Origin of the sequence: Bartonella sp. AC158YNML, assembly GCF_042196725.1 — a bacterium.
Lineage (GTDB): Bacteria > Pseudomonadota > Alphaproteobacteria > Rhizobiales > Rhizobiaceae > Bartonella.
Map to the genome: position 1 here is coordinate 262,605 of NZ_JBHIQU010000001.1, position 21,512 is coordinate 284,116.

Annotated in this window: 18 protein-coding genes and 2 pseudogenes; 12 read left to right on the forward strand and 8 right to left on the reverse strand. The window is 37.2% G+C overall.

What is annotated here, in order from left to right; all coding sequences use genetic code 11:
* Positions 1-35: 35 nt before the first annotated feature.
* Positions 36-512 (reverse strand): protein-export chaperone SecB, encoded by a 477-nt coding sequence (gene secB, locus ACFIM1_RS00985; protein WP_375606176.1) that lies wholly within the window; start codon positions 510-512, stop codon positions 36-38.
* 142 nt (positions 513-654) lie between these two features.
* Entirely contained in the window at positions 655-1,149 is a 495-nt protein-coding gene (locus ACFIM1_RS00990) for an FxsA family protein (protein ID WP_375608953.1), read from the reverse strand.
* Positions 1,150-1,323: 174 nt separating this feature from the next.
* On the opposite strand from ACFIM1_RS00990, the gene ACFIM1_RS00995 reads away from it, so the two are divergent.
* On the forward strand, positions 1,324-2,016 hold the full coding sequence (locus tag ACFIM1_RS00995) for a Tim44/TimA family putative adaptor protein (protein WP_375606178.1): 693 nt from the start codon (positions 1,324-1,326) through the stop codon (positions 2,014-2,016).
* Positions 2,017-2,068: 52 nt separating this feature from the next.
* Entirely contained in the window at positions 2,069-2,659 is a 591-nt protein-coding gene (locus ACFIM1_RS01000; protein ID WP_375607863.1) for a Smr/MutS family protein, read from the forward strand.
* 990 nt (positions 2,660-3,649) lie between these two features.
* On the opposite strand, the gene ACFIM1_RS01005 is transcribed toward ACFIM1_RS01000, so the two are convergent.
* The gene (locus ACFIM1_RS01005; protein ID WP_375606180.1) at positions 3,650-4,186 is read right to left on the reverse strand and encodes a GcrA family cell cycle regulator; all 537 of its coding nucleotides are present in this window, start codon (positions 4,184-4,186) and stop codon (positions 3,650-3,652) included.
* Positions 4,187-4,670: 484 nt separating this feature from the next.
* On the opposite strand from ACFIM1_RS01005, the gene ACFIM1_RS01010 reads away from it, so the two are divergent.
* The 5 genes and pseudogenes from ACFIM1_RS01010 to ACFIM1_RS01030 form a co-directional block, all read left to right on the forward strand.
* Positions 4,671-5,885, forward strand: a complete 1,215-nt coding sequence (locus tag ACFIM1_RS01010) for an aspartate aminotransferase family protein (protein ID WP_375606227.1) — start codon at positions 4,671-4,673, stop codon at positions 5,883-5,885.
* The gene (gene argF, locus ACFIM1_RS01015; protein ID WP_375608952.1) at positions 5,882-6,817 is read left to right on the forward strand and encodes an ornithine carbamoyltransferase; all 936 of its coding nucleotides are present in this window, start codon (positions 5,882-5,884) and stop codon (positions 6,815-6,817) included. The genes ACFIM1_RS01010 and argF overlap by 4 nt, the downstream gene beginning before the upstream one ends.
* Before the next feature lie 36 nt (positions 6,818-6,853).
* Positions 6,854-7,855, forward strand: a complete 1,002-nt coding sequence (locus tag ACFIM1_RS01020; RefSeq protein ID WP_375608951.1) for an Hsp33 family molecular chaperone — start codon at positions 6,854-6,856, stop codon at positions 7,853-7,855.
* Positions 7,856-8,779: 924 nt separating this feature from the next.
* Positions 8,780-9,114, forward strand: a pseudogene (locus ACFIM1_RS01025) (replication initiation protein).
* A 144-nt stretch (positions 9,115-9,258) separates the two neighbouring features.
* Positions 9,259-9,407: pseudogene (locus tag ACFIM1_RS01030) on the forward strand (hypothetical protein); the annotation flags it as partial.
* Positions 9,408-10,361: 954 nt separating this feature from the next.
* Here the strand turns inward: ACFIM1_RS01030 and ACFIM1_RS01035 are convergent.
* The 5 genes from ACFIM1_RS01035 to ccmA are packed head-to-tail and all read right to left on the reverse strand — an operon-like array spanning position 10,362 to position 13,283.
* Complete coding sequence (locus tag ACFIM1_RS01035) at positions 10,362-10,955, reverse strand: DsbE family thiol:disulfide interchange protein (protein WP_375608950.1); 594 nt, start codon at positions 10,953-10,955, stop codon at positions 10,362-10,364.
* A complete protein-coding gene (locus tag ACFIM1_RS01040; RefSeq protein WP_375607859.1) occupies positions 10,930-11,181 on the reverse strand; it encodes a hypothetical protein in 252 nt (83 codons plus the stop codon). Before ACFIM1_RS01040 ends, ACFIM1_RS01035 begins: the two co-directional genes overlap by 26 nt.
* Positions 11,169-11,948: a heme ABC transporter permease gene (locus ACFIM1_RS01045; protein ID WP_375609052.1), complete on the reverse strand. Its 780-nt coding sequence runs from the start codon at positions 11,946-11,948 to the stop codon at positions 11,169-11,171. Before ACFIM1_RS01045 ends, ACFIM1_RS01040 begins: the two co-directional genes overlap by 13 nt.
* Before the next feature lie 46 nt (positions 11,949-11,994).
* A complete protein-coding gene (gene ccmB / locus ACFIM1_RS01050) occupies positions 11,995-12,660 on the reverse strand; it encodes a heme exporter protein CcmB (protein WP_375607858.1) in 666 nt (221 codons plus the stop codon).
* An 11-nt stretch (positions 12,661-12,671) separates the two neighbouring features.
* On the reverse strand, positions 12,672-13,283 hold the full coding sequence (gene ccmA, locus ACFIM1_RS01055; RefSeq protein ID WP_375608949.1) for a heme ABC exporter ATP-binding protein CcmA: 612 nt from the start codon (positions 13,281-13,283) through the stop codon (positions 12,672-12,674).
* A gap of 296 nt (positions 13,284-13,579) precedes the next feature.
* On the opposite strand from ccmA, the gene acnA reads away from it, so the two are divergent.
* The 5 genes from acnA to recF all read left to right on the forward strand — a co-directional run bounded on the left by acnA (position 13,580) and on the right by recF (position 21,508).
* A complete protein-coding gene (gene acnA, locus ACFIM1_RS01060) occupies positions 13,580-16,267 on the forward strand; it encodes an aconitate hydratase AcnA (RefSeq protein ID WP_375608948.1) in 2,688 nt (895 codons plus the stop codon).
* A gap of 225 nt (positions 16,268-16,492) precedes the next feature.
* The gene (rpsT, locus tag ACFIM1_RS01065) at positions 16,493-16,759 is read left to right on the forward strand and encodes a 30S ribosomal protein S20 (RefSeq protein ID WP_375607855.1); all 267 of its coding nucleotides are present in this window, start codon (positions 16,493-16,495) and stop codon (positions 16,757-16,759) included.
* 713 nt (positions 16,760-17,472) lie between these two features.
* Positions 17,473-19,044 (forward strand): chromosomal replication initiator protein DnaA, encoded by a 1,572-nt coding sequence (dnaA, locus tag ACFIM1_RS01070; protein WP_375607854.1) that lies wholly within the window; start codon positions 17,473-17,475, stop codon positions 19,042-19,044.
* 188 nt (positions 19,045-19,232) lie between these two features.
* Entirely contained in the window at positions 19,233-20,354 is a 1,122-nt protein-coding gene (gene dnaN, locus ACFIM1_RS01075; protein ID WP_375608947.1) for a DNA polymerase III subunit beta, read from the forward strand.
* 20 nt (positions 20,355-20,374) lie between these two features.
* Complete coding sequence (recF, locus tag ACFIM1_RS01080) at positions 20,375-21,508, forward strand: DNA replication/repair protein RecF (RefSeq protein WP_375607852.1); 1,134 nt, start codon at positions 20,375-20,377, stop codon at positions 21,506-21,508.
* Positions 21,509-21,512: the final 4 nt, after the last annotated feature.

The window sequence follows — 21,512 nt, forward strand, 5'->3', positions numbered from 1 at the left end:
CAAGGGGCTTTTTGATAGCAAAAAAAATAATTTTTTTAAGAGGGCTGTATTTGACTGTCCTTTTGTTCTTCAGAAAGACGCTTTTGGAAGAGTGCTGCAAAATCAATAGGGTCAATCCACAAAGGTGGAAAACCACCACTTTGAGTAGCATCAGATATAATTTGGCGAGCAAATGGAAATAAAAGACGGGGACATTCAATAAAGACCAGTGGCATAACATGTTCTTGTGGAATGTTTTTAAGGTGGAAAACACCACCGTAAATCAGTTCTACATGAAATAAGGTTTCAGTGTCATCATTGGCTTTAACGGAGAGAGACAAAACGACATCATAATTATCATCACCAATTGGGTTAGCATTGACGTTAATATTGATATCAATTTGTGGTGACTTTTCACGTGCACGCAATGAACGAGGAGCACCAGGGTTTTCGAATGATAAATCTTTTAAATATTGAGTTAATACAGCAAAAACCGGCTCTCCACCACTGTTATTCATTTCACCTTCGGCCATACGACGAACCTCTCTCATTATAATATGTATATTTATTTTAGATCTAAAGACCAGATTGGTTATCACGCCTTGCAAAAGGTTGCAAGAAATGCGCTCTTTATCTTGAATATTTTTTTAGTTTGTTACAGATTTTTTAGGCATTTCAATGGTTATCATCATTTTTGCGCCATGGAGATTCTGTCGTATCATGAATTGTGTAATCTTCTGCGTTAAGGTCAATTATTTTTTCAGAGTCATTTTTTCTTTTAGTATTTTGATTCATTTTGTTTTTTAATGATGAAAAGAAATGCCAAACAACAGAGCGAATTGGTTTAATAAGAAGTAATATTCCCAAGAGATCACTTACAAAGCCGGGAAGAATAAGTAAAATCGCACTAAACATGATGAAAGCATCATTAATAATATTATTCTCTAATGTGCGTCCTTGGATAAGTTCAGTTTGTATATTTTTTAAAAGGCTAATCCCTTGAATTCGCAATAAAACAACCCCAACTATGGTTGTGAGAATAACCAGACTCAAGGTTGCCAAAATACCAATTTCTTGACCAACAAAGATAAAACCAGCAATCTCGATTAAAAGAATGCAAAGAAAGATAACAACAAAAAAACGAGGATTTATAGAATAAAGTTTTATCACATGAAAATTTCCTTCTGGATGAGTAGGGGGAGAAATTCTTAAGAGAACTCCGTTTAAATACAAAATCTATAAAAATATTTGAATGATAAGATTCCTTATTTTACATATTTATTGATAAATGGTATTGACTGCAATGTTTATTAGAGACTTAATCTTTGGAGATTGACAGCGCCTATGGAATTTGACGTTATACTTGTCATCGCTCTTGTTATTATGGTTGTTATTTTTGTGCAACTCCGTAATGTATTAGGGAAACGAATTGGGTTTGAAAAGCCACCCTTTGATCCTTATTCACGACGTTCTAAAAAACAAGATGAGACAGAAACGACAGATAATATTGTTTCGTTCCCTCATCAGAAAAATTCAGAAAAAGGCAATTTTAGTGAAATTGATGAAATTGCACCAGAGGGAAGTATTTTGAATAAAAATTTGCGAGCACTGCGTAAAATTGACCCGCATTTTTCTCCTCAATTTTTTATAAAAGGTGCACAAATTGCTTATGAAATGATTGTAACAGCTTTTGCCAAAGGTGATCGCAGTCAACTAAAAAGCTTGCTTTGTCAGAATGTTTTTGAAAACTTTTGTACAGCGATTGAACAACGAGAAAAAAACAAAGAAAGAATAGAGTTTACTTTTGTTGGAATTAATAAGATCGAGTTTGTCTCGGCGGCAATACAAGAAAAAGACGAACTTTTAACGATACGTATTGTCAGTGAGATGATTTCTGTTACTTATAATGAACAGGGCGAGCGTATAGACGGTGATCCTGATGCTATTGTAGAAATCAGGGATATTTGGACTTTTGTTCGCAATAGTTTATCATCAGATCCCAACTGGAAGCTTTTTGCTACAGAAAATGAAAATTAAAATACTTTTTGTTTTTCTTCCATAAGCATTCAATGATTTATGAGAAATTAAAATGTCCTCAAGTAAATGGAGACAAAAAAGAGATTTATTGGCTTCACAAGATCGCCTTTTATGGGAGATGGTTTGTCGTACGATAACACCGCTTCACGGTAAGATGCTCTCTTCTACTTCAGAAACTATTGCAAATATTAATGATAAAAAACAGCCTGTAACTCAAATCTCCTTATTGTCTCAGGAAAATCAACAACCCTCGACAATTATTAAAAGAGAAAAGAGGGCAGTTACACAAGCACAAAAGGTTCATTTCTTTGATCATGTTGCACATCGTAAAATTTCCCAAGGTCGTTATCCTCTTGAGGCGCGTCTTGATCTCCACGGTTATATGCAGGAAGAAGCTTATTTTTTCTTAAAAAAATTTCTACAATCCTCTCAGCAGAGAGGATTGCGTTATGTTCTTGTGATTACAGGAAAAGGACGATCCGTTGGGAGCGATGGAGCTTTGTATAGATTTGTTCCGTATTGGTTATCAACACCAGCTTTTCGATATTATGTCCATGCGTTTGAAAAAGCAGCGCGTCAACATGGCGGAGAAGGTGCGCTTTATGTTTGGTTGCGCCGTTTCGTATCGGGAAAAGAAATGTGATGTTATTGAGGTCGTTTCAGGTTCAATATTGATTTTATAAGATCTCGTATGTTACAGGTTATAGAAAAGACGTAATAATATACTGATTAATAACGATAATTAATTATTTCCCATATATTGCGCAAAAACCTTAAATACAATATTCCCTTATTTTTTAATTTTCTTATAAAGACATTGTTTTACACTCTCTCATTGCCTCATGCTTTTGTTTTTACAGATTTAATGTGATAACAGCACTCACGAAAAACAGAATGTTTCAGGCAGAACATACTTATACTACATATTCACATGCTTATTAAAAAAATATCTCCTAATATTTTCAAATTCATTTTATGGAAGGGCGTGTAAAAAGTAATCTCCATGAGGTGTACAAAATTCATTGTACACCACCATCTTTACACTTACATATAAAGTGCAAGGTTGGATATTCTAACGTGATTTACCACTTCCCAATATAGCGACAGCCCTTGAATTTCCCCTTAGTACTTGAGAAAGTTTATAAGCCGTGTGCTTTTCTTTAAGTGTTTTTACTCTACACGGCTCTCATTTCGTTTGTGATGTGCAAACGAAAGGTTTTTATTAATTCAATATAAGAAGACTTAAAATGAGAGAGTCTTATCATATTTGCGGATCTGATTCAGGATGTAAAATGATAAATTGTTTTATAAATCAATGCATTAATCTATTAAGTATATGAAAAATAAAAACATGAGAAATTAAGAAACTACGTTCTTCAAAAGATATTGCTACTATGGATAGTTTTAAAAACTGTATAACTGAATTAAAGAGAATCGTAAAAATAAACAACAATAGACATTTTACAACACATAGCCACACACTCGCATCAAAAGATACAATTTACGATGAATGCTTTCATGAAGAAATTTTTTCATTCATTAAAGAACAAATTTCTTTCTCATAATAATTCAATAATTAAAATTTAATAACGAAGCGCAGAAGGCGTAGAATACGAGATTCAATCGGAGGATATTACACTCTTATCCGACGTCTTTCAGATATTGGTTGAAATGCTAGCTTAGCGTGAAAGGCACAATAAGGGCTATTTTCATCAGAATCTGCACCACAAAAATGAAAATCTGCTGATAATGGATCGCCAACCGGCCATCTACATGTATTTTCACTCAATTGTAGAAGATTAAGTTGACGTGATATAGGCACAACTACATTGGATTTTGTGGACATATCAACTTCTTTTACATCTTCCACTACAAATTCTGTCTTTAAAGCGGTTTCTTCAATACTTACAGCTGATGTGTTTATTGGCGATACCGTGGATGTGTTGCGACGCACACGTGGAGATGATGGGCTGCTGCTTCCCACGGGAGTTTTTTGCGCACGCGTGCTTCCTTGTGCTGTCTTACCACGTCCTGGTAACTTTAATCGATGTACTTTGCCGATGACTGCATTTCTGCTGACCCCACCTAATTGAGCAGCAATTTGACTTGCACTTAATCCTTCACTCCAAAGCTTTTTAAGAAGCTCAACGCGTTCACATGTCCAACCCATACCAGCACTCCATTCCGATTACGTCACTAAGATGCTCTCCCCCGTTGCATCTTCAAATGTTTAAATAATGTTTTCATTACGCTGAATGAAAGAACTTTACACTCTACGTGAGCATAAAAAAATCATCCAACCTGTGGATTTACAAATCAAAACACATCATCTTGCTTATTATATTGTAAATTACAATATGCACTCACTCTATGACAAGAGTCTTTACCTCTTGAAGAGTTTATTTAGAATGTTTTCCCCAACTTGCAAATCAATCATAGGTTAAACTTTCACTTTTGTTTAAGGTTTTTTCCAAAATGCTTATTTGTAGAACCTTCATTGACTTTTTTTCAATTGGTGTAATGATCTATTCCATAGGTGTAATCATTAATCGCAATGAAAGTTGAAAGCACCGTAACGAAATGTACCATGTTGTTTTATTTATAGTGTCGCTTTGTATATATATTGAAAAGGTTAAAATATAAAGGAAATTATGATGGACACCATCTCTGTACAACCACTTTATGAATGCTTCGCACGACGAAATTTGCATTTTGAACAAGGGCATGGTGTATGGCTTATTTCCGATAAAGGAGAACATTATCTTGATTTCACATCTGGCATTGCTGTTAATGCATTAGGGTATTCACATCCAAAATTGGTTGATACACTCAAAATACAAGCTGAAAAGCTTTGGCATGTTTCCAATCTTTTTCAATCTCCTGAACAAGCAGCTCTTGCTACGCGGCTTTGTGCAAATAGTTTTGCAGATAAGGTTTTTTTCTGCAATTCAGGCACTGAAGCATTAGAATGCGCATTTAAAACAGCGCGTCATTATTACTATGCCGCTGGTCATTCAACACGCATTGAAATAATTACTTTTGAAGGGGCATTTCATGGACGTACACTTGCAGCACTTGCTGCGACTGGGCATGAAAAATATCTTGAAGGCTTTGGACCTAAAGCTGGTGGATTTATTCAAGTCCCTTTTTGTGATGAAACCGCTTTGCGTAACGTTATTAATAAAAATACCGCCGCTATTCTTATTGAACCTATTCAAGGAGAAGGAGGAATACGAACGGTCCCTCATGAATATTTAAGATTTTTGCGCAAAATATGCGATGATAATGGTCTGTTATTGATTTTAGATGAAGTCCAAACGGGTGTAGGACGAACAGGAAAGCTTTTTGCCTATGAATGGAGTGATGTCACGCCTGATATTCTTACCCTTGCAAAAGGACTAGGAGGTGGATTTCCATTAGGTGCTTGCCTTGCAACGGATAAAGTTGCAAAAAGTATGACACCTGGGACGCATGGATCAACCTTTGGAGGCAATTTGCTTGGAATGGCTGTAGGAAATAGTATTCTTGATATTTTGTTAGAGCCAAGTTTTCTCAACCATGTTCAGCGTATGGGGGATAAATTAAAAAATGGACTTTTGCACATTCTCAATATCTATCCTGATATTATCTGCGCTGTTCAGGGGATGGGGCTTATGATGGGCATTCAGTGTGTTGTGCCTTCAAATCTCGTTGTTAATGCCTTGGAAAGTGAATATCTCTTAAGTGTTGCTGCCAACAATAACGTTGTGCGCTTATTGCCTCCTCTTATTATCAAGGAAGAAGAAATAGATGAAAGTTTGCGTCGTATTGAAAAAGCAATTTCTTATCTTTCGAAAATAAATAAGGACAGACAAATATCACACACATGACAAATGCTCTTCGTCATTTCACGGATTTATCCATTTTAACGCCAGCAATGGCACGTGCATTAATCGATTATGCAAAAATCCTTAAAGCATCTTTTAAAGCAGGAAAAGGTTCAAAACCTTTTATAGGTAAAACGCTCGCGATGATTTTTGAAAAACCATCCACACGAACCCGTATTTCATTCGATATCAGTATGCGCCAGCTTGGGGGAGATACAATCATGCTCACGGGCTCAGAGATGCAGCTTGGTCACAGTGAAACTATAGCTGACACGGCTCGAGTTTTATCCCGTTTTGTGGATGTCGTGATATTACGAACAACAAAACATCAACGTATGCTCGAATTGGCACAATATGCACAAATTCCTGTCATTAATGCCCTTACAGATGATACACATCCTTGCCAAATTTTAGCAGATATCTTAACCTATGAGGAACATAGAGGGCCAATTGCTGGCAAAATATTTGCATGGATGGGAGATGGTAATAATGTGCTCCATTCCTTAATTGAAGCTGCAGCTCTTTTTGGTTTTCATTTGCGTGTTGCCACACCAAAGGGCAGTGAACCACAAGAACAATTTGTACATTGGGCACGTGAGCGGGGAGCGCATCTTATGCTAACCCATAATCCCCAAGAAGCGGCTCAAGATGCTAATTGTATTATGACCGATACATGGGTCTCCATGGGACAAGAGTTTCGTGCTCGCAGTCATTCTATTTTTCAGCCTTATCAAGTAAATGAAGCTCTCATGAAATTAGCAAAACCGGATGCTCTTTTTATGCATTGTCTTCCTGCTCATCGTGGTGAAGAAGTGGTTGATTCTGTGATTGATGGACCGCACTCCGTTGTCTTCGATGAGGCTGAAAATCGTCTTCATGCTCAAAAAGCAATTCTTTCTTGGTGTTTACAAGATGCATTTTTCTCTCCACAATAGCCTCCCTACAACAAATTATATAAAAAAGGTAAAGCTATGAGTGAACAAGCTAAGGATGAAGCCTCTCTCAACAACAACTTCTTGCATGAAGATGATAGTGTTATTCCCTTTCAAGTTGAAGAACTTGATATCCGTGGACGTGCCGTACAACTTGGGGAAACTTTAAATTCTATTCTCACAAGACATCAATACCCTGAACCGGTTTCTTATCTTCTAGCAGAAGCTTTACTTTTAACGGTTCTGATTGGAACTTCTCTAAAACTTACGGGAAAATTTATTCTACAAACCCATTCCGATGGACCGGTTAATATGTTGGTGTGCGATTTTTCGCCTCCTTCCAGTTTACGTGGATATGCTCGTTTTGATAAGGAACAGCTTAAACAAGCCATAGACAATGGTCAAACCTCTTCAGAAATACTTTTAGGAAAAGGAACTTTAGCTTTCACAATTGATCAAGGTCCCCACATGCAACCCTATCAAGGGATAGTTGCATTAGAGGGATCAAATTTACAAGAAGCTTCTCGTATTTATTTTGATCAATCAGAGCAAATTCCTACCGATATTCGTTTGGCTGTTGCCATATTAATTAATCGTGATCAACAAGGAAAACCGCAGAAAAGTTGGCGAGCTGGAGGTATTTTGACCCAACTTTTACCCCAAGAATCGTCTCATCATAAAATAGATGCTCCTCATCAAAAGCGAGAAGAAACGAAAACTCATACCCAATTGGATAACCAATGGCAGGAAGCTAAAATACTCATGAAAACGATTGAAAGTTCAGAATTAACAGATCCCCAAGTGGGTAGTAAACAGTTATTGTTTCGTCTTTTTCATGAACAAGGTGTTAGAGTTTTTAATTCTTTTTCTCTTGTCGATCAATGTTCTTGTTCATGCGAAAAAATTAAAGGAATCCTAGAAGGATTTCCTATTGATGAACGCAATAAAATGGTTAAAGATAACTATATTTCAGTCACATGTGAATTTTGCTCAAAAACGTATCGTTTTACACCGCAAGAATTTCTAGAAGAAAAAACATAATCAAATATTTTTCATAAAAAATGATGATTGCAACAAAAGCTTATTTTATTCACGTCATAAAAGTTTAAGCACAGCTATTATGAAACTCTAGAATATTTCTTTTCTTAGCTTTTTTCGATGTATGCTAATGATCTTTCTTTGACAATCAGTATTTACATCATACAGGACCTTCAATATACTAATAAATTGGTTTATAATGATAATTTATCGTTTTGCATGTTGAATTAGAGCTCTGAATATTGTAGAGTTCTCTCATTGCAAACTTTTTTATGTTGCATCAATTAGAATCGCTTGCTTGCACATTACACGTAGGGTTGGCGTGGGGGTAAAAGCACGAAAAAAGGCGTAAAATGCCTCTTATGAATCGTTTCAAGTGCCAAGGCTGTGTCGTAATATCCAAGATGTGGCAAAGTGTGTTATGATAATGACTTACAACTTTTATATTAAGATATTAAGCGTAAAGATGGTGGTGCTCTATAAAATGGCATGCATAGCATGGTGAAACCGGATGTTCTTACTTACAAGTCTGCATTATTATATTTTTCAACTTAAAATATTGCCAATTATTTTCATGTTTAAACGATTCATAAAAGGTACTTTTAGCCTTTTCTTAAACATTTTTTTAGTTCAACATAGAGAAATTTGAGAAAATCTCATAGTATTCGGTGTTTTCATTTACTAGAAAAAAATGGTAAATTTTATTAAAATCAATATCTTGTAATGATTAAAAGCATCTTTTTTCGAGTGTTTTCCACAGGTTGAACAGTAGAAAAATAATTAAAATACGTTATAAAAATTTCACGACATACACACTTAAAAAAAGACGCATTCATGCAAAACATAGAAAGAAAAAATACCTAAATTAAAAAAGATAAGTATGAAATTGTTAATCTAGAATGCACCAGTAGCAATAGATGAATCACAATGCAAAACGCATTAATCTGTGCTGGATACAGGCTAACTCTATCCGAAAAAAGAATTATGATGATAGCTATTTCTAAACCTAATAATACTAAATGCGCACTGCCTATGAAGCATTTCAAAGTGCCTCTAAAAAATTATATCAACGATCTATTGCGTTTTATGAACCCGCTTACATTCGCAAAGGTAAATCTATCTCTTCAACAGAAGTTAAAATGAGGTGGGGTAGGCAAGAACACTATCAAAAAGATGAAGGATGGGTTGAACTTTATTGGTGGCTAAAATTAGTACCGTATTTAACGAATATCAAAAAGCAATTTATTAGCCTATCAACTTAAACAGGTCTCAGCGCTCCATTCTATCTATTCATGGCGTTTATTAGAATTATTAACGCGCTTCAAAGATTCAGGTACTGCAAGTATACAATTGATGATTTTTGTATTTTAATGGATTGCACAGAAAAATAATGCCAAAACTTTAATAACATTAAACGTCGTATTATTGAATCAGCCATTACAGAACTAAACAAAAAGATGGATGGAAAATTGACTGGAAGTTCATCAAAACTGGGAGGAAAGTTACAGCAGTTGAGTTTAAATTTAAAAAAGATCCGCAAGGGAAATTATTATAATAAACAGAAACAAATATATCCAAAATCATAATATTTTGAGAAGTTTCTTATAGCTACTAAAATCGAGCAAATATCGTTTTTTCGATATGTATTTTGTATCTTAAAATTACGTTTTAAAATAAAACATATAATTGCACCTTCAAAAATCTTTCAAAGAAAGACATTTTCAGGAGTGTATAAATAAAATGTGCTTTTTTAGTTTGTGATGTTTTTTTAAAATGATCTTTATAAATTAAAATTGTCTTTTAGGCTAAAAAAAGCTTTGTGAGAGCCTTTCAGTTTTAAAACGTGAATTTTTATTTCATTGAATGCATTGTAGGGTTAAATTTAGCGTCAACAGAGATTTTTTTATTTGATTATGATTTGGGAACCGCATGAGAAGGACAAAACAATCTGTTTTATTTTGGATCAAGGATGCCATTAGGTGCCTTCGTAGATGATTCCTTTATCCTAAAAATCTAGGATTGTTAGCTCCTTCGATAAATGCGGATTTGAGCTCATGGTTTTTGTGAATGTACAGAGAGTTTGAGAGATGTTAGTCTCTCACTTTATTGATGTATGTACGAACGAAGTGAGTTCTATATCAAAATTTGACTTACGTTTTATTCTCTCAGATATGCTGAATATTTATGCGAATAAATTTAATGATGCTAGTTGCGTAACGCTACATTACACATCTTATCGCTGCCGTCGATTTTTTTAAAAATAAAACCTTTCCAAAAAGCTTCTTTAATTGACAATTAAGTCATTTTTTTGAAAAATTTGGAAAAATATTATACATTTTAAACATACTTTGAAATTAGATGTTGTTAAATTACTTTCTTCTATTGATGCTTTTATTCTAGTAGAATTTTTCTTTTCAAAAAGGAACGGTTTTTCAGTTAAAAGATCTATAAGTCTTTAACATAATTTTCGTTTTTCTTGTTTTTTATTTAAAATCAATATGTCGATATTTTATTCATCTTCTGTCATTATCGCTTGTTCAATTTTTGGTAGAATTTTTTTTTGATAAATTTGCCATGTTAAGGGACCAACATGTTTGGCAATAATAATACTCTCTTTATTCAAGAGAAAGGTTTCTGGTGGTCCATACACCCCCCAGTCAATAGCTGTATATCCTGAATCATCAAAGCCAATAAATTTAAAAGGATTACCAAAACTGTTTAAAAAGCGCAGGGCATTTGCTTTGTTATCTTTATAATTAATGCCAATTAGATCAAAACGTTTATCTTGTGCAATTTTCATAAGAAGAGGATGCTCTTCGCGACAGGGTAAACACCAAGAACCCCAAAAATTGACCAATGTGACACGTCCTTTAAACTGTTTTGAATTGAGATAACTTGCTTGATCAAGGAGAGGAAGATAGATATTGGGGGCAGGCTTTTTAGCCAATGCGTTTGGGAGAAGAGCTGGATCTTGAGGGTATTTTTTATCCATAAAATTGAAAAAAAACACCATGAGCAGAAGAAAAAGCACAAATGGTCCAAAAAGAACAAACAAAACAGGCAAAGATATATTTTTTTTAAGTTTTGGAAGGATGTTTTTCATTATACTTTTCTTTTTGTGACAGCTCTTTGTTGTTTAGCTGTTGGAGAATTTTTTTTTGGTAGAGGGCTTTGCAAAGAATATATCCAATAAGACAGAAGAGGGATATTGCAGAAAGCACATAGCTTAAAACAACAATTTGCTCGTGTTTAAGGGTTCCAAGGAAAAAATCAATTTTCTGAGATAGATTTCCTAAAAGTCCGCTTTGGATGCCATTTAGATGGAGCATGATGAAGAGTCCTGTTGTTGTGCACGACGGGATTTTTTCATCTGAAGTATTTGGATATAACGATGATTGATTTCATTTCGCATAGCCATCAAATAGAGCGTAATAAACATAAAGATGAAACAAAAGAGCATTGTTATAAGGGGCCATAACATAGCATTGTCGATTGTTGGTCCTCCAGCACGTAACAATGATGCTGGTTGATGCAATGTATTCCACCAATTAACAGAAAATTTAATAATAGGGATATTAACAAATCCAACAAGTGTAAGAATTGCAGTAGCACGCGCGGCTTTTATTTGATTGCCGAAAGCTTGTCCAAGCAGGATAATAGCAAGATAGATAAAAAGTAGAATTAAAACTGATGTTAACCGAGCATCCCAGACCCACCATGTTCCCCATGTAGGTCTCCCCCAAAGTGCTCCTGTCATGAGAGCCAAGGCGGTAAAAATTGCTCCAATGGGCGCCCCGCATTTGAGTGCCACATCAGCAAGATGATATTTCCAAATCAAATTTCCTAATGCCGCGGCACTCATCGTTATGTAACAGAATGTAGACAACCACGCAAAGGGTACATGAAGGTACATAATTTTAACAGTAATTCCCTGTTGATAGTCATCAGGGGAATGCATCACAAGAATCAACCCAAAGATAAGAAAACACAATGTTATGCTGGCTAACAAAGGCAAAATCATTTTGCTTATTTTCATGAAACGGGTAAAACTTATAGGGAGTGACCTCATTTTATATGTGCGCATTATTTCATTCATAAAATTCATAATAGGCATAGTTTTGCTATGCGGCAATCATCTTTTATTATTCTGATAACAGCTTAAGTGTTATAGCGGCCACAAAAGAGCTAAAAAGACTCAAAAAAAGTGAAAAAGCGCCAAGAAGAGCTAGGGATGTAAGAAAAGAGGCATTTGGGTTTGTTGGAGCTGTAGCAGCTGAAACACCAAAAATCATAATTGGAATAATCCATGGCAAGATAATGATGAAAATAAGAAGGGTACTTTGCAACAATGAGGTTGCCAGTGCTGCTCCTATAGCGCCAATAAAAATAATGGCTGGTGTTCCGCATAAAAGGGTAAGTATTGTTGTAAAAATTAGCGTGACATCTAAATGGAGCATGATGGCTAAAATAGGCGTAGCAAAAATGAGCGGAAGCATTGTTCCTACCCAATGGGCAAGGCATTTAGTAAAAACAATTAGTGTAAAACTTTGTCTTTGTCCTGAAAGGATAAATTGGTCGAGATTGCCATCATCACGATCAATTTGGAACAGTTTGTTCAGATTAAGGAGTCCTGCGAGAAGGGCTCCAAACCACAATATACCTGGTCCTATTTGTGCAAGAGTTTTGGGATCTGGTCCAATGGCAAAGGGGGTTATGACAACAACAGCGATGAAAAATAATAGTCCTGTTAGTGAAGAGGCTTGTGGCGCTAATAATAGTTTAAGATCACGCCAGAATAATGCTTTCATTTTATTTTTTCCTAGAGAGGTAAAAATTTTTCCAGAGCGATTTTATGGTTTTCTGGAATACCTAGGGAATTATGAGTCGCTGCAATAATCATACCACCTTGATTGAGATGACGTTGGAAAATACGGGCAAGGAGTTTTTGAGCATGATTATCGAGACCAGATATTGGTTCATCCAAAATCCAAATAGGACGATAGGAAAGTAAAAGGCGGGCAATAGCGACACGTCTTTGTTGTCCAGTTGACAGAGTGTTAAAGGGTAAATGTTCAAGATCAGAAAGACCAATATCGGCAAGGGCTTCATGCACAAAGCGTAAGTGTTGACCGTAAAATTCTGCCCAAAATTGCAAATTATCAATGACAGATAAGAGAGGTTTCATAGCATTTTGAGGACCAAGATAATGACACGCAGGTGCGACAGGGTATATTTGTTCATGATCTTTAAGTATTATATGGCCTTCAGCAGCTTCAAGAAGACCAACAATGATTCTGAGTAATGTTGATTTTCCGATACCATTTGGTCCACTGATTGTCATAAGTTGCTGTGGAAATAAACAAAAAGAAAGACCTTTAAACAGAATTTCCTCGTTTCTGTAAGCAGCTAAGTTTTTTCCTGATAATACCATGTGATTGCCTATTTTGCTTTTATTTTCATATTTTTATTGCATTATAGAATAAAAAACACGTTTTTTATGCAATTGTACCTAGAATAGTTCTAGAAATAGTTCTATAAGGAATGCCTTACATCAATATCTGGTGTAGAATGGTTTTCAGCGCTGATTTCCGCATTTGCCTATGAGAATGTGGAGGGGGAAATGGATAGCGGAGGTATTGCGTCTGCGCTCAAGCTGCGACCTTGACTCGTAGTTTGTGTTGTTCATTCCTAGAAATTGGGTGGTTTTTAGTATGAGGGTGGACAGTCATGACTCAAATTGATAGCTTTAATTGTCGCAGAACGTTAAATGTTGGTGGCAAAGAATATACTTATTATAGCTTAATCGAAGCAGAGAAGAATGGACTTGAAGGTATTTCTCGGTTGCCGTTTTCGATGAAAGTTATTCTCGAAAATTTATTGCGATTTGAAGATGGTCGAACGGTTAAAAAAGAGGATATCCTCAATGTTGCTAAGTGGTTAAGCGACAAAGGGAGTGCTGGGGCAGAAATTGCTTACCGTCCTGCACGTGTCCTTATGCAGGATTTTACAGGTGTTCCCGCGGTTGTTGATCTTTCTGCAATGCGTGATGCTATGGTCAAACTTGGCGGTAACGCTGAAAAAATCAATCCTCTCATCCCTGTTGATCTCGTCATAGATCACTCAGTTATTGTTGATGATTTTGGCAATCCCATGGCCTTTAAGGAAAATGTTGAGCATGAATATGATCGCAATGGTGAGCGCTATCGTTTCCTTAAATGGGGGCAACAAGCCTTTCAAAATTTTCGCGTTGTTCCTCCAGGAACAGGGATTTGTCATCAGGTTAATCTAGAATATTTAGCGCAATGCGTGTGGATGAAGAAGGAAGAGGGGTGTGAGACAGTTTATCCTGACACCTGTGTGGGAACCGATTCGCATACGACTATGGTGAATGGTTTGGGTGTTTTAGGTTGGGGTGTTGGTGGTATTGAAGCAGAAGCGGCAATGTTAGGCCAACCTGTTTCTATGTTGTTACCTGAAGTGATTGGTTTTCGTCTAACAGGGAAACTTAAAGAAGGTGTAACCGCCACCGATCTCGTGTTGACGGTGACCCAAGTGTTACGCCAAAAGGGTGTTGTTGGTAAATTTGTTGAGTTTTTTGGTCCTGGTTTAGAGCATATGACGCTTGCTGATCGGGCTACGATTGGAAATATGGCACCTGAATATGGAGCAACGTGTGGTTTTTTTCCAATTGATAAGGAGACAGTGCGTTATCTCAATATGACAGGGCGTGATGAAAATCGGATTGCCTTAGTGGAGGCTTATTCCAAAGCACAAGGGATGTGGCATGACGAAATGGGGGCTAATCCTATTTTTAGTGACACAATTGAATTAGATATGGAAACCGTTGTTCCTTCTATGGCTGGTCCTAAACGCCCTGAAGGACGCATTGCATTGGAAAGTGTTGGGCAGGGTTTTGAGAAAGCATTAGTCGAAGACTATAAAAAAACGTTTGGGCAAGATGAGTGCTATCAGGTCCAAGGTGAAGAATATACGCTGAGTCATGGTGATGTGGTGATTGCTGCAATTACTTCTTGTACGAATACATCAAATCCAAGTGTTCTCATTGCAGCAGGTCTTTTGGCACGAAATGCTGTAGCAAAAGGTCTCAAGAGTAAACCATGGGTAAAAACTTCTCTTGCACCTGGGTCACAAGTCGTTGAAGCTTACCTTCAAAATTCAGGTCTACAAAAAGATTTAGATGCGTTAGGATTTAACTTAGTAGGGTTTGGGTGCACGACATGTATTGGGAATTCTGGTCCTTTGCATCCAGCTATTTCCAAAACGATTAATGACAATGGTGTCATTGCAGCTGCAGTTCTTTCAGGAAATCGTAATTTTGAAGGGCGTGTTTCCCCTGATGTGCAAGCCAATTATTTAGCTTCACCACCGTTAGTTGTTGCGCATGCGCTCATTGGGACGGTGTGTAAAGATTTAACCAAGGAGCCTCTTGGTGAAGATTCAGATGGTCAACCGATTTACTTGAGAGATATTTGGCCAACTTCTCAAGAAATACAGGAATTTATCGAAGAAAATGTGACGCGTAAGGTTTTTGCTGAAAAATATGCAGATGTCTTTAAGGGAGATGAAAATTGGCAAAAAGTTCAGATCCCTACGGGTTCTACCTATTCTTGGGATGAACAATCTACCTATGTACGCAATCCACCTTATTTTGATGATATGCAGAAAACTCCTAATGCCTTACCAGATATTAAGGATGCACGGATTTTAGGTTTATTTGGTGATAAAATCACGACAGATCATATTTCTCCTGCAGGTTCCATTAAGGCAGCTTCTCCTGCAGGAAAGTATTTAATGGATCATGGTGTTAAAGTAGGGGATTTTAATCAGTATGGAACACGTCGTGGGAATCATGAAGTTATGGTTCGTGGGACTTTTGCCAATATTCGCATTCGTAATTTCATGCTAGGAGAAAATGGTCAAGAAGGAGGGTATACGGTTCATTATCCGTCAGCAGTAGAACAAACCATTTACGATGCAGCAATGGTGTATAAACAAGAAGGTGTTCCGCTTGTCGTTTTGGCCGGTATTGAATATGGGAATGGATCATCACGTGATTGGGCAGCCAAAGGTACCAATCTTCTTGGTATAAAAGCAGTGATTGTGCAGTCTTTTGAAAGGATTCATCGCTCTAATCTTGTTGGTATGGGCATTGTCCCTTTTGTCTTTGAGGAGGGGCTAAGTTGGAAATCTTTAGGCTTAAAGGGAGATGAAAAGGTGACAATTGAAGGGATTCATAACTTGAAACCTCGTCAAAAGACATTAGCGACAATTACTTTTTCTGATGGTACGGTAAAAACTGTTCCATTGTTATGCCGCGTTGATACTGAAGATGAGCTGGATTATTTACATCATGGTGGAATTTTGCAATATGTCTTGCGTAAGCTAGCCGTTTAAATACCTTTGTTTGTTGAGGAGTGTCTTTAAACTATAGAACTATAAAGTTGCAGATAAAAGATTTTGGCTTCGTTTTTTATCTCTATCTTTGAAAATTTAATTGACGTTGGCTTTGAGATTGCGCTATAAGCCATACAGTTATAAGCAACTTTATAGTTTTGCTTTTGTTAGTAGAGTTGTTATTGAGACTCATTTTACCGAGGTATTGAAAGAGAGATTATATTTATGGCGAATACACCTTCTGCTCAAAAAGCGGTGCGCAAGGTTGCAGCACGCACACAGGTTAATAGGGCCCGCCGTTCACGCGTTCGTACTTTTATGCGTAAGTTTGATGATGCTTTAGCTGGTGGCGATAAGGCGTGTGCAGAAATTGCATTTAAGAATTTTGAGCCTGAGATTATGCGTGCGGTTTCTAAAGGGGTTTTTCATAAAAATGCTGCTGCACGGAAAGTATCGCGTTTAGCTAAACGTTTGAAGGCTTTCAGCGTTTAAGCTTTTTCTTTTTTATTGGGAAACAAGCCAGTATCCGTAAGGACACTGGCTTTTTGTTTTTTGTTTCAAAAAGCTTCCATTGAAAATAAGAATCGACAACGATTCTCTTCTTTAAAAAGGAGAGAAAGTTTATAGAGGGAGTAAGGTTATCCACAAGCTTTGTGGATTTTTACAGAGTCTTTTTTGTCAAGCATTTTATTTTTTTTTTTTTTAATCTGAAGAGATTCTTTAATTGTTAAGAAATTCGGAAAAAAAATGAGTTGAATCAATTATTTTTCTCATTCCTCATTGATATAAGCATTTTAAAAGCATTTTTTGGGGGCTTTTGATTGTATTTTGACCTCTTGCATTTTACCTCTGCTGTTTTGTATGGTTCCTATGAGGACTAAAAAGCATGAAGGGGTCATATCAGCGCATTATCCTGTATTTTGTTGGATACAAGATGCTTTGGTTTAGGCTTTTCGAAGCTTTTGTGTTGGATAGGTTTTCTGATGGTTTTTTAGTTTTCATGATTGGTATGTTTACCATTTTAGAAGGGTGGATCATATCGGTTGAGTGCAAGTAAATCTTATTGGTCATCTTTGTTAATGGGGTTGTAATGAGGCTACCCTAGGGGAGGATGAGGAATCTTATTGGGGGTAGGGCGTTTTGCCTTCGCTAGGTTTATTTTAGCTGTTTGGCAGGACAGAATTTTGTTTTTATCAGGATGAAAGATGGTGGATAAATTGAACTCTAAAGCTAGTTCCTTTAAAAGGGTTTCGGTGAACATTCTGCCGGCAGAGAATATAATAAAGAATAGGATAATGGGTGGTGAGGGGACTGTTTGTAAAAATGCTTCTATAGATCCCTCTCTTGTTTCAGAGGAGGAAGGTGCGGCGGCTTTTGTCCGTGTTATGGCACAATTAAAGGTGCAGGTTGGTGTTGAGGCTTATACCAGTTGGTTTGGTCGTGTAAAGCTTGCTGAATATAGTCATACTCTTGTAAAGCTTTCTGTTCCTACTGCTTTTTTGCGTTCATGGATTAATAATCACTATGGTTCTCTTTTGACTCATTTATGGAAGCAAGAGAATTCGGCGATTCTTCGTGTTGAAGTCATTGTTCGCGGTATGGAACGTGTTTCAAGAGAAGTCATTTGTAAAACAAGTGCACCTTCTGTTGTGTTGCAGGAGCAGGCGGCTTCATCTTTTGTTGAGAGTTGTGCAGAGCATTCAGTCAAGAGTTCTCAGACTGGGGTTTTTGGATCTCCACTTGATTCTCGCTATACTTTTGAAAGTTTTGTTGAGGGGGCTTCTAATCGTGTTGCTTTAGCGGCTGCACGTTCAATTGCGGAGGGGCATAAAAGCGCTTTGCGTTTTAATCCTCTTTTTATTCATGCATCTGTTGGTTTGGGAAAAACACATTTGCTTCAAGCGATTGCGGCTTCTGCATTGAAGCGTTTAACATCTGCACGTGTTATTTATTTAACTGCTGAATACTTTATGTGGCGTTTTGCAACAGCTATTCGTGATAATGATGCTCTTTCTTTTAAAGAACAGCTTCGCGATATCGACCTTTTGATTATTGATGATATGCAGTTTTTGCAGGGAAAGTCGATACAACATGAGTTTTGCCATTTGCTTAATATGTTGCTTGATAGTGCAAAACAAGTTGTTGTCGCTGCAGATCGTCCACCAGCAGAATTAGAATCGCTTGATCTTCGCGTTCGATCTCGTCTTCAAGGAGGGGTCGCACTTGAAATTGAAGCACCAGATTATGAAATGCGTTTACAAATGTTGCGCCAGCGGTTAAAGGTGGCACAACAAGATGATGGCATGATATCAATCTCTGATGATATCTTGGAATATATTGCCAAAACGGTTTTAGGGTCGGGACGTGATATTGAAGGAGCATTTAATCAGTTGTTATTTCGTCAATCTTTTGAGTCTAATTTATCTTTAGAACGGATTGATGAGTTATTAGGTCACTTGACACGTCCTGGAGAACCTAAGCGAATTCGGATTGAAGAAATTCAGCGTACGGTAGCGCGCCATTATAATGTTTCTAAACAGGACTTGTTGTCTAATCGCCGAACACGTACGGTTGTGAAGCCACGGCAAGTTGCGATGTATTTAGCAAAAGTATTAACTCCTCGCTCATTACCAGAAATTGGACGCCGTTTTGGTGGGCGTGATCATACAACAGTTTTACACGCTGTGCGTAAAATTGAAGATTTGGTTTGTGGTGATCAGACCTTAGCTAAGGAACTTGAATTGCTTAAGCGGTTGATTGGAGAACAGGCTGTATAATGTTTATCGTTTCTTTCTTTGGAGAAACTTTAAAGGATTTAATAAAAGGATTTGTTTTTTCTTATGCAGTAGTGGCTTGTCATTTTAAGAGAGGTTTAATAAACTCTATTAGGCGATTCTTTAAAGAGGATCTGTCGTTTTAATTCTAAAGAATTCTTATAGTTTTTGGTAAATCATACGAGGCTTTTATGCGCATTACAGTTGATCGCAGTCAATTTCTCAAGTCTCTAGGTCGTGTTCATCGTGTGGTAGAGCGCCGTAATACTGTTCCTATTTTATCGAATGTGCTGATTGATGCAGAAAATGGTCGTGTGCAGTTAAAGGCAACAGATATTGATTTAGAGGTTACAGAATCTTTTACGGTAAATGTTGAACAAGCTGGAGCAATAACTGTTCCAGCACATTTGCTTTATGATATTATTCGGAAACTGAGTGATGGCAGTGAAGTTGTATTATCCGTTGATGAAAATCAAGCAAGTACAATATCTGTTGTTTCGGGTTGTGCACATTTTCAGCTTCAATGTCTTCCGAAGGTAGATTTTCCAGAGTCACTTCCTGGGCAGTTTGGTTATCGCTTTTCTCTATCGGCATCAGGGTTAAGGCGTTTACTTGATTGTACACAATTTGCTATTTCTACTGAAGAAACCCGTTATTATCTTAATGGTATTTACTTCCATGTTGTTAATGATGGTGTTTTGAAACTGCGTTTGGTTGCAACGGATGGTCATCGTTTGGCACAAGTTGAGATGGAAGCTCCTTCAGGAGTTGAGGGAATGCCCGGTGTTATTGTTCCCCGTAAAACTGTAGGAGAGTTGCAGAAACTTCTTTCAGAAGAAAATGATGGTGATGTATGTATAGAGCTTTCAGAGACAAAGATTCGTTTTTCTGTGGGTTCTGTTATTTTTACATCAAAGTTAATTGATGGAACATTTCCAGATTATCAGCGCGTCATCCCTCTTGGAAATGATAAAGAATTAATTGTTAATAGGCAGGGTTTTTCTTCTGCAGTTGATCGTGTTTCAACGATTTCAAGTGATCGGGGGCGTGCAGTTAAGTTAACGATTGAGCATGGACAGTTAAAGCTTATCGTTAATAGTCCTGATTCGGGCAGTGCAGAAGATCAATTATCAGTAACTTACACATCTGAACCGCTTGAGATAGGGTTTAATTCACGTTATCTTTTGGATATCGCTGGGCAGCTTTCAAGCAATGAGATGGTTTTTATGTTGGCTGAGGCTGGAGCACCGGCTCTGATTCGTGATAATGATGATGCAGATGTGCTCTATGTGCTGATGCCTATTCGCGTTTAGGGGCAATTGTTTTGCAATGCATGGCGAGTCGTGTGCACAAAGTGGCAGTGAGGCAGCTGAAGCTTTTACGTTATCGCAATTATTCTTTTTTTAATATTCATTTTTCGGGTCAGCATGTGGTTTTTACTGGCCATAACGGTGCTGGTAAGACGAATCTTTTAGAGGCGTTATCTTTTCTTTCTCCTGGTCGTGGTTTGCGACGTGCTGCTTATTCTGATGTTAGCTTTGTAGAGGGCGGAGGTGAAGGATTCGTTGTATTTGCACGTCTTGAATGTGCTCTTTATGGTGAAGTAAAGATTGGTACAGCTTTGGAGGTTAGCGATAACAGTCGAAAGGTCCATATTAATGGTGTGAATGAACCAGGTGATTGCCTAACAGATTATTGTCATATTAGTGTCCTAACACCGTCCATGGATGGTCTTTTTACAGGTCCTTCACTTGAGCGCCGTAGTTTTTTGGATCGTATGGTTTTAGCGATTGATCCCTTGCATAGGCGTCGCATAGCCGATTATGATAGAGCTATGCGTGCACGTAATCGCTTATTTTTGGATGGAAATGAAGATTGTGCTTGGTTTGATGCTTTAGAAAAGCAAATGGCAGAATTGGCGACAGCTATTTCTGCGGCGCGTGTTGATGTTATTCGGCTTTTAAATGACATGTTTACACAAATGCCGTCTCATATACCTTTTCCACGAGCTTTTTTGCAAATTGATGGTTTTTTAGAAACAGCTCTTAGTGAAATATCAGCAACTGAAGTTGAAGAACAATTTTGTGATCAATTACGGCATAATCGCGCAATGGATCGTGCTGCTGGTCGGACGTTAGAAGGACCACATCGTGCAGATTTGCAGGTTTTTTATGCTGATAAGAATATAGCAGCAACATCTTGTTCAACAGGTGAACAAAAAGCGCTGCTGACAGGTTTAGTTTTATGTCATGCACGTCTAACAGGTATGATGTCGGAAAGGGCTCCCATTCTTCTTCTTGATGAAATGGCTGCTCATCTTGATTCGCATCGACGTGCTGCTTTATTTGATATTCTTGATGATTTAGCTGTGCAAACATTCATGACAGGAACAGATCGTGTTTTATTTGATGCCTTAAAAGGACGCGCAGAATTTTTTGAGATTAAGAATGGAGCTTTATTGCTGTAAAAAA